The sequence below is a fragment of the Pseudoduganella sp. RAF53_2 genome, assembly GCF_052113985.1.
In the GTDB taxonomy this organism is placed as follows: Bacteria; Pseudomonadota; Gammaproteobacteria; order Burkholderiales; family Burkholderiaceae_D; genus Rugamonas.
Window position 1 is genome coordinate 1 of record NZ_JBFRDW010000194.1, and the last position, 9,114, is coordinate 9,114.

Annotated in this window: 8 protein-coding genes; 4 read left to right on the forward strand and 4 right to left on the reverse strand. The window is 61.3% G+C overall.

What is annotated here, in order from left to right; translation table 11 throughout:
* Nucleotides 1-890 (forward strand): YihY family inner membrane protein (locus AB4Z11_RS13435; RefSeq protein WP_442025753.1); only part of this gene is annotated, 890 nt, incomplete at its 5' end.
* Here AB4Z11_RS13435 and AB4Z11_RS13440 read toward each other — a convergent pair.
* Nucleotides 887-1,678, reverse strand: coding sequence for an alpha/beta fold hydrolase (locus tag AB4Z11_RS13440; RefSeq protein WP_442025760.1), 792 nt, complete (start codon nucleotides 1,676-1,678; stop codon nucleotides 887-889). The two genes, AB4Z11_RS13435 and AB4Z11_RS13440, sit on opposite strands and share 4 nt — an antisense overlap.
* Nucleotides 1,679-1,680: 2 nt before the next feature.
* A complete protein-coding gene (locus tag AB4Z11_RS13445) occupies nucleotides 1,681-2,991 on the reverse strand; it encodes an O-acetylhomoserine aminocarboxypropyltransferase (protein ID WP_442025754.1) in 1,311 nt (436 codons plus the stop codon).
* 175 nt (nucleotides 2,992-3,166) lie between these two features.
* Between AB4Z11_RS13445 and AB4Z11_RS13450 the strand changes: the two genes are divergently transcribed.
* Nucleotides 3,167-3,625 (forward strand): CBS domain-containing protein, encoded by a 459-nt coding sequence (locus AB4Z11_RS13450; RefSeq protein ID WP_442025755.1) that lies wholly within the window; start codon nucleotides 3,167-3,169, stop codon nucleotides 3,623-3,625.
* A 63-nt stretch (nucleotides 3,626-3,688) separates the two neighbouring features.
* Here the strand turns inward: AB4Z11_RS13450 and AB4Z11_RS13455 are convergent, their stop codons facing one another.
* Nucleotides 3,689-5,950 (reverse strand): EAL domain-containing response regulator, encoded by a 2,262-nt coding sequence (locus AB4Z11_RS13455; protein ID WP_442025756.1) that lies wholly within the window; start codon nucleotides 5,948-5,950, stop codon nucleotides 3,689-3,691.
* Nucleotides 5,951-6,166: 216 nt separating this feature from the next.
* On the opposite strand from AB4Z11_RS13455, the gene aroC reads away from it, so the two are divergent.
* On the forward strand, nucleotides 6,167-7,267 hold the full coding sequence (gene aroC, locus AB4Z11_RS13460; protein WP_442025757.1) for a chorismate synthase: 1,101 nt from the start codon (nucleotides 6,167-6,169) through the stop codon (nucleotides 7,265-7,267).
* A complete protein-coding gene (locus AB4Z11_RS13465; protein ID WP_442025758.1) occupies nucleotides 7,267-8,445 on the forward strand; it encodes an MFS transporter in 1,179 nt (392 codons plus the stop codon). The genes aroC and AB4Z11_RS13465 overlap by 1 nt, the downstream gene beginning before the upstream one ends.
* Here the strand turns inward: AB4Z11_RS13465 and AB4Z11_RS13470 are convergent.
* On the reverse strand, nucleotides 8,412-9,114 hold a 703-nt coding region (locus tag AB4Z11_RS13470), incomplete at its 5' end, for a GAF domain-containing protein (RefSeq protein WP_442025759.1). The genes AB4Z11_RS13465 and AB4Z11_RS13470 overlap by 34 nt on opposite strands.

Consider the following 9,114-nt stretch of genomic DNA (forward strand, 5'->3'; position numbering starts at 1 on the left):
TACTGGTGTATTGGGCGTTGATCACGCTGGGGCCTTTGTCGGTGGGCGTGTCGATTACGATGTCGATCCATTTGTTCTCGGCCACCACCAGCCTGGTGGGGAATATCTTCGGTGAGCTGTTCTATAGCCTGTTGTCGGTGGTGCTGACGACGCTGGCCTTCACTTTCCTTTACATTGCGGTCCCGAACCGCAATGTGGACTGGCGCGACGCGGCTTGCGGCGGTGTGGTCGCGGCAATTGGCTTCGAACTCGCGAAGCGCGGCTTTGCGGTCTTCATTTCGCAGGTGCCGACTTACTCGAAGATTTATGGCGCGCTGGCGGCGCTGCCTTTGTTCCTGCTGTGGATTTATCTTTCCTGGCTGATTACGCTGGTCGGTGCGCTGCTGACGGCTGCATTGCCGGTCGTGAAGTACGAGCGCTGGTGGCATGAGGCGCAGCCAGGTGGCGAGTTTATCGACGCCATGGCCGTGCTCAAGGTGCTGCACGAGGCGCGCGAGCGGGCCGACAATGCGCTGGTCAGTGCATCCTTCATCCGCTACCGCACGCGGCTGGGCTTCGACGAGCTGGACGGCTTGCTGGAGAAAATGCTGGCGCAGGGCTGGGTGGGGCGCGTGAAGCTTGCGCCGCCCAACCGCGTCCAGATGGGCAAGCGCGCGAGCGAAGGCGGCGACAACTGGGTGCTGCTGGCAAACCTCGACAAGCTCACGCTGGCCGACGTCTACCGGCTATTTGTCTTCGCGGGCATGGCCATCAATGCCGGCGCCGCAGCGGACAACGGTAGCGACAGCGACCGCCAGATCAGCCGCGAAGCCGCCATCCTCGCCCGCCAGGTTGAGGACGCCGTTGAGTCAGGTCTCAACACGCCGCTCGCTCGGCACTTCGGCGGCTAAGGACGCAGGAAGCCTGACAGCGCATCCAGCACGGCATCGGGCTGTTCGGCCATCATCTGGTGACCGGCGTCCACGGTTACGGTGCGGGCGTGAGGAAGGGCCGCGACCAGCGCTTTGGCGGAGCGGGGCGGTGTCATCATGTCCTTACTGCCGTTGATGAAGAGGACCGGACATTTCACGGATTGCGCAGCGGTTTCGCCGTTAGCATAGCTGTTGCACGCGGTGAAGTCGGTGTGGAACAGCCGGGGCTCGCCACGCGATGCGATCCGCTGCATCAGGCGCTGCGACATGCCGCTCACGTAGAAGCCCGGCGCGGGGCAGGACGGTTTCTGCGCATACGAGGAATGCGACCAGATGTTGACCATGTCGATGGCCGTCTGCTCGGCATTCAGCGCGGCGTCCAGCAGGGCATCGGACACTTTCATCGGCCAGGTGGAGCCCAGCAGCGCCAGGCCTGTGATGCGGTCCGGCGCGCGATGAGCGGCTTCCAGCGCGATCAGGGAGCCCATGCTGTGGCCGACCAGCGCAGCCTGTGAAACGCCAGCGGCATCCAGCAGCGACAGCACCCAGCCGGCCATTTCCTCGACCGTGCGCAAGGCCGCGCCGGCACTGCGGCCGTGGCCGGGCAGGTCGACCGCCAGTACGCCATAGCCGTGATGAGCCAGGTAGCGCGACTGGAGCGCCCACACGGAGTGGTCGTTCTGCGCGCCATGCAGGAACACCACGCAGGGCAGGGAAGCGTCAAAGGCTTTGCCGCCGGTATAGCAATAGGAGCCATTCAGCAGCATCATTACGCTCCTTTCTGCGACATTTTGAGGCCGCGCGCCAGGTCTTCGATCAGATCGTCCGGATCTTCCAGTCCGACCGACAAGCGCATGGTGCCCTCGGCTATGCCGGATGCCGCTAGCTGGTCTGTGGGCACGCGGAAATGCGTGGTCGATGCCGGATGAATGACCAGCGACTTGGCATCGCCCACGTTCGCCAAGTGCGAGAACACTTTGAGGCTGTCGACAAAGCGCTTGCCTGCGGCGCGGTCGCCCTTCAGCGTGAACGACAGCACCGCGCCGCAGCCGCGCGGCATCAGGCGCTGGGCCAGTGCGTGGTCGGGATGCGAATCCAGTTCGGGGTAAGCAATCGACTCGACCGCAGGCTGCGACAGCAGGAACTCAAGCACCTTGCGCGTGTTGGCAACGTGGCGGTCCATGCGCAGGCCCAGAGTCTCGATGCCCTGCAGGATGGCGAACGCATTGTGCGGCGACATCACTGCTCCAAAATCGCGCAAGCCCTCACGGCGCGCGCGCAAGGCGAACGGCGCCACAGTGGACTCTTCCGCGAACACCATGCCGTGGAAGCCGTCATACGGTTCGCACAGCTCTGCAAAGCGGCCAGTGCGCTCATACGCTGCCTGCCAGTCGAACGTGCCGCCATCGACCAGCAGACCGCCAACCGCCGTGCCGTGGCCGCACAGGAACTTGGTGGCGGAGTGGAACACCAGGTCGGCGCCGTGATCGAAAGGACGCAGCAGATAGGGAGTGGTGAAGGTCGAATCCATCATCAGCGGCAGGCCCGCTTCATGCGCGATCGCCGCAACCGATGGGATATCCAGCACGTCCAGTCCGGGATTGCCGAGCGTTTCGCCAAACAGCACCTTGGTCGATGGACGAATCGCCGCGCGCCACGCATCCAGGTTGCGCGGATCGACCAAGGTCGTCTCGATCCCGAAGCGCTTCAGCGTGTAAGCCAGCAGATTGTGCGAGCCGCCATACAGCGCGCGTGACGCCACGATGTGCGAACCGGCACCGGCAATCGTGCACAGGCCCAGATGCATGGCCGCCTGCCCGCTGGCAGTAGCAATTCCGGCCACGCCGCCTTCCAGCGCCGCGATGCGTTCCTCCAGCACCGCATTGGTCGGATTCGAGATGCGCGAATACACATGGCCTGAACGCTCCATATTGAAGAGCGCTGCGGCGTGATCGGAATCGCGGAAGGCGTAAGCGGAGGTGAAGTGAATCGGGGTGGCGCGCGCGCCGGTGGACGGATCGGGCGTGGCGCCCGCATGCAGCGAGAGGGTATCAAAGCCGGGGTACTTGGGACCGCTCATGGATTGTCTCGTCGGGTTTCTGGAATGGCCCCGATCCTACCGTGTTATCACACGCATGAATAGTGTTGTAATTTACTTATGCTCAAAACTGGATTTTTTAGCCCGCTTACGCTACATTCCCTGGTAAGGCTTACAATAAAACAAAATCCATTCACAGCGGACAGGACGGCCCAAAATGAAAGTCTCCGAAATTCTCCAGGTCAAAGGCAACATCCTCTACACGATTTCCCCGGACCAGCCGCTGGTAGAGGCAGCCAATACGATGGCCGAGAAGGACATCGGCTCGCTGGTCGTGATGGAGTACGGCGATCTGGTCGGCATGCTGACCTTCCGCGAAGTGCTCAAGGCCCTGCATGCGAATCAGGGTTCGGTCGGTGGTGGTACGGTGCGCAAGCACATGGAAGACCATCCGATTACCGTCACTCCGGACACCGAAGTGAACGAAGTGCGCCGCATCATGCTTGAGAAGCACGCGCGCTACCTGCCGGTGATGAACGCCAAGACCCTGCTGGGCGTGATTTCCTTCTATGACGTGGCTCGTGCCGTGCTGGAAGCGCAAAGCTTCGAGAACCGCATGCTGAAAGCCTACATCCGCGACTGGCCCGCCGAGGAAGAGGAGAAGTCCGAAAGCTAAAACAAATGGGGACGTAGCACATTTACCGCCCAGGGCGCCAAATGTGTTACGTCCCCATTTAATTTATGCGACGCCGGCTAGGGCGTCGTTACTGAGCCATCCTTCCAGCGCGCTGCCGGTCATCGGGCGGGCGAACAGGAAGCCCTGGCCTAGCGGGCAGCCGAGGTTTTCCAGGATCTGCGCCTGGCGTTCGTCTTCCACACCTTCCGCAATCACTTGCAGGCCCAGGTTGCGGCCCAGTTGAATCACCATTTCGGCGATGCTGCTGCCGCGCGCGGATTGCGTGATTTCGGTGACGAAGGCGCGGTCGATTTTCAGGCGATCGATCTGCAGGCGCTGCAGGTAGGAGAGGGAAGAGAAGCCGGTGCCGAAATCGTCGATCGCAATCGCGACGCCGGTCTGCTTGATCTGCGCCAGCATCTTGATCAGCATGTCCGGCTCTTCCATCGCCATCGATTCGGTAATCTCCAGCTCCACGTATTCCGGCGGCGCGCCGGTTTCGCTCAGCGCGCGCTTCAGCGTGTCGAGGAACAGCGGGTGGCGGAACTGCACTTGCGAGACGTTGATCGAAATCGTGAAGTCCTGATGCCCGGCTGCACGCAATTCGACCAGCTCGCGGCAAGCCGTATGCATCACCCATTCGCCCAGATCGATGATCAGGCCTGAATACTCGGCAATCGGAATGAAGCGGTCCGGCGACACGAATTTGCCGTCCGGCGTCTGCCAGCGCAGCAGAGCCTCGGCGCCAACCGGGCGGCGCGTGACCAGATCGATTTGCGGCTGGTACACCACGAAAAGCTGATTCTGTCCAAAGGCTGTGCGCAGCGCGTGCATCATGCGCACGCGTTCGCGGATTTCGACGCCCATGCTGCGCGAGAAATAGAAGTGGCCGGCGCGCTGCTGGCTCTTGGCGCGCTTCAGGGCGATGTCGGCATCCTTCAATGCATCGGCGCCGCCGCCATCGTGTTCGCACAGGCGCACCAGGCCGAGCGTGGCGGACAGCTGTACATCCTGGCCTTCAATACTGAATGGCTTGGCGAACAGCGTCAGAATATTGGCTGGATTGACTTGCGCGGAATCGCCCAGCACGCAGAAGATGTCGCCGCCGATGCGTGCAACGGTCAGTTGCTGCCCCAGGCTGTTTTGCAGACGGCTTGCAACGGCGGACAGCAGCAAGTCGCCGAATTCATGGCCCAGCGCGTCATTGGTTTCTGCGAAGTGATCGAGGTCGACCAGCGACAGCGTAGCATCCTGTTTTGCAGGGCCGGCCAGCGTGGCGTCGAGAATTTCAATCAGGCGCGTGCGGTTCGGCAGCTTGGACAGGTTGTCGTAGAAGGCCGCCGTATGCAGATGCGATACCAGCTCCACGTTTTCCAGACCCACGGCCACATTGCTACAGAAGACATCGAGCAGGCCTTTTTGCAGCTCGGTTGCCGGCTGGCTCACGTCGAGGAAAGCGACGAAAGTGTGACTCGCTTTGCCTGCAAAATGCAGGGTCACATAATCCGGACCGAAGATATTGCTGCGCGCAGCCAGGCATTGCTCCAGCGCGGCGTGCACACGATCGTTGTCGGCTTCGGTCAGATGGACGTTCGACAGGTCGTGATAGCTGCCGCTGGCTGCCACCACGATCAATTCATGCAAGCCCGCATCCGGGCACTCCTGGATGCACAGCAGTCCATTGGCCGTCTGGCCGAGCAATTCGGCAGCCTGAGTCAGGACGCCCGCAGCGAAATTGTTCACGCCGTGCAGCGCCATCAACTCCGTGCTGGCGTGCACCACTTTGTTCAAGCCGCGGCGGCTTTCGTTGATATTGCGGATTTGCTCGTAGGAGCGGATGGCCGCAGTCACCGTGGTGAATAGCTTGATGCGGGTAAGTTCAGACTTTGTTTTGTAATCGTTGATGTCGAAATCGCGGATCGCGTCGATCTCCGGCGCATAGCCTGGCTGGCCGGTACGCAGAATGATGCGCACATCGGTCAGCTTCAGCGTTTCGCGGATATAGCGCACCAGGTGCAAACCGGCGTCATCCTGCTCCATGACTACGTCAAGCAGGATCACGGCGATTTCCTGTTCATGCTTCAGTAGTTCACGCGCTTGTGCGGCCGAATAGGCGTGCACGAATTCGAGGGGACGGTGCTGCATGTCGAGATTGCCGAGGGCGAACGTGGTCGTCGAGTGGACGTCCTCGTCGTCATCGATAATCATCACGCGCCATACTTTGCGCTGGGCGGTGCTGGCTGGTTGAGCGGGGTGCTCTTCTAAGAATACCAGATCATCCTGATCGTCCTTGCCGTGGTCAAGGGGCGAGATCGATGGGGGCATGTGTCGCTTCTCCAAGGGTATCGGTGTTCTTACGGAATTAAGTATATAGCGAATTGTTCAATAGAACGACCATTTAAACAATTTACCCTTTGCTAACGGCTTTCTGTATGCAACTTTTAACAATTCTGTGGTTTCATGCCATCAAAACCGTGTCTGGTTAGACAATGGGGAACACGGTAGAATAGGGAGATTTCCCATCTCAAGCGATTCCACGATATGTCCGGTAATACCTTTGGCAAGCTGTTCACCGTCACCACGTTTGGCGAATCCCACGGTCCCGCAATTGGCTGCGTTATTGACGGTTGCCCGCCGGGCCTGCCGCTCTCTGAAACCGATATCCAGCCCGAACTGGATCGCCGCAAGCCAGGCACTTCGCGCCACGTGACGCAGCGCCAGGAGCCGGACACTGTGCAGATTCTGTCGGGCGTGTACGAGGGCGTGACCACCGGCACCCCGATCGCGCTGCTGATCAAGAACGAAGACCAGCGCAGCAAGGACTACGGCAACATCACCGAGAGCTTCCGGCCCGGCCATGCCGACTACACTTACTGGCATAAGTACGGCGTGCGCGATCCACGCGGCGGCGGCCGTTCTTCGGCACGTCTGACCGCACCGATTGTCGGCGCAGCTGCCATCGCCAAGAAGTGGCTGAATCACCAGTACGGCACCGAGTTCGCCGGCTGCATGAGCCAGCTGGGCGAGATTGAAGTGCCGTTCCAGAATTTCGAACATGTACCAGCCAATCCTTTCTTCGCCGCGACAGCGGACGAAGCACTGATCGCGCGCATGGAAGCCTATATGGACGATCTGCGCAAGGCGGGCGACTCGATCGGCGCGCGCATCGATGTGGTGGCGCGCAATGTGCCGGTTGGCCTGGGCCAGCCGATCTACGACAAGCTGGATGCCGATATCGCTTACGCCATGATGGGCATCAATGCGGTGAAGGGCGTGGAGATTGGCGCAGGCTTCAAGTGCATCGCCCAGCGCGGCTCGGAGCACGGCGACGAGCTGACGCCGGATGGCTTCATCGGCAATAACGCAGGCGGTGTGTTGGGCGGCATTTCGACCGGCCAGGACATCACGGTGTCCATCGCCATCAAGCCGACCTCGTCGATCCGTACGCCGCGCCGCTCCATCGACAAGGACGGCAATCCGGTGATGGTGGAAACCTTCGGCCGCCACGATCCATGCGTCGGCATCCGCGCCACGCCGATCGCTGAGGCCATGCTGGCCCTGGTGCTGATGGATCACGCGCTGATGAACCGTGCCCAGTGCGGCGACGTCAGTGTTTCGACGCCGGATATCGCAAGGAAGTAATGCCCGCTCAGTCTTTCGGTTTCGCGCTTTTCCTCTTCTGTTACTACGCATACGCCGGCACCTTTTCCTCCTATGCCTCGCTGTTCTTCCGGGGCAGGGGGATGTCGGTGGCGGAAATCGGCGTACTGATGTCCCTGATTCAGGTGCTGCGCATTTTCGGTCCCAACGTCTGGGGTTATGTTGCGGACCATAGCGAACGCCGCGTCTTCGTATTGCGCCTGACCGGCTGCGCCGCGCTCACCGCGTTCTCCGGTTTCTATATCGGCTCTACCTTCGCCGCTTATTTCGCGGCGATGGTGCTGCTCAATCTCTTCACCAGCGCGCAAGGCCCGATCTGCGAAGCGCTGATGATTTCCGAAATGCGCGGCGACCTGACGCACTACGGGCGCTTGCGCTTGTGGGGCTCGATCGGCTTCATCGTGACGGTCATGCTGGCCTCCTATGCGATGGACTGGTTCGGCACCGAAGCGCTGCTGCCCGTCGCTGGCGCGCTGCTGGTGTGCGTGATCGGCGCGGCTTTCCATTTGCGCGAAGTGCCGCGCATGACGCATGCCGGTGAAAAGCCTTCACTGATGGCCGTGCTGCGCAAGCGCGAGGTGATTGCTTTCTTCGCGTCGACTGCGCTGATGGTGGCGGCGCATACATCGCTCTACACCTTCTACTCGCTGTACCTGGAACATCACGGCTACAGCAAGGCCGTGACGGGCGTCATGTGGTCGCTGGGCGTGGTKGCGGAAGTGATGCTGTTCTATTGGCAGGCGCCGGTGCTGAAGCGCTTTGGCCCCAAGCGGCTGATGTTCCTGTGCTTTGCGATTGGCATCGTACGCTTCAACCTGATGGGCGCGGCGCCGAAATCGCTGGCCATTCTGGTGATTGCGCAAACCATGCATGCGGCGACGTTCGCCCTGCATCATTCGTCCTCGGTGGTAACCATGCAGCGCTGGTTCGCAGGTGCCTTGCAGGCGCGCGGCCAAGCGCTTTACATCAGCGTTTCCTATGGTCTTGGCGGCACGCTGGGCGGACTGTTCCTGACCAAATGCTGGGACGCGATGGGACCGGAGTCGGTCTACTTTGTGGCTGCGGGACTGGTGGCGGCGGGCGCCGTGGCGGCAGCGCTGTCCTTCCGCTGGCAGCGGAAGGATGCTCAGGCTGCGGTCTTGCTGGCAGGTTCGGTCTGAGCCTGGTGGCGGCGTTCGACCGACTTCATCACCAGATTACGCATATCGTTCAACAGCGAGAACTCGGTCGGGCTGAGTTGAATCGGCGGGAAACTGTCGTCCCAGTCGCCGTACAGGAAGCCGGTCGGCTGGCCGTTGGAGCATAACGGCAGAATCACGAAGCTGCGCGCATCGGACAAGGTGCTGCGCCACCACTGCGGCAGCTTGGCTGCAAATTTCGGATCGCGTGCGTTCTCGATAAAGATCACGCGGTCGCTGTTCAGGGCTGCGTGGAAAACGTTCGGCTCGTAGTTGTCTTCAAAGTTCATCTCCGCCAGACGTTCACGTATGCCTTCGCCGAAGCACATGCGCGCGGCGTACTTGCCTTCGCGGCGATTGCGCACGAAGGCGACGGCGCGCGAGAAGTCCAGGCCTTTGTACACGCTTTCCAGCGCGATCTGCACGATCTGGCCGGGGCTGGCGGTGTCGATGACATCGCGGATATCGGCCAGTCCGCTAAGCAGCACATTGTTGCCCTGTACGCGCTGGCGGGTTTTGGCGAGCGCTTTGGCGCGGCGTTCGGCTGGCTTGGACAGGGGCGCGATGGACAGGTCGGCCGCCGCGGCGACCTTGGCTTGCTCGATGGCTTGCGCCAGCTTGTCGGTCGAAACGCCGATCATGCTGGAATAG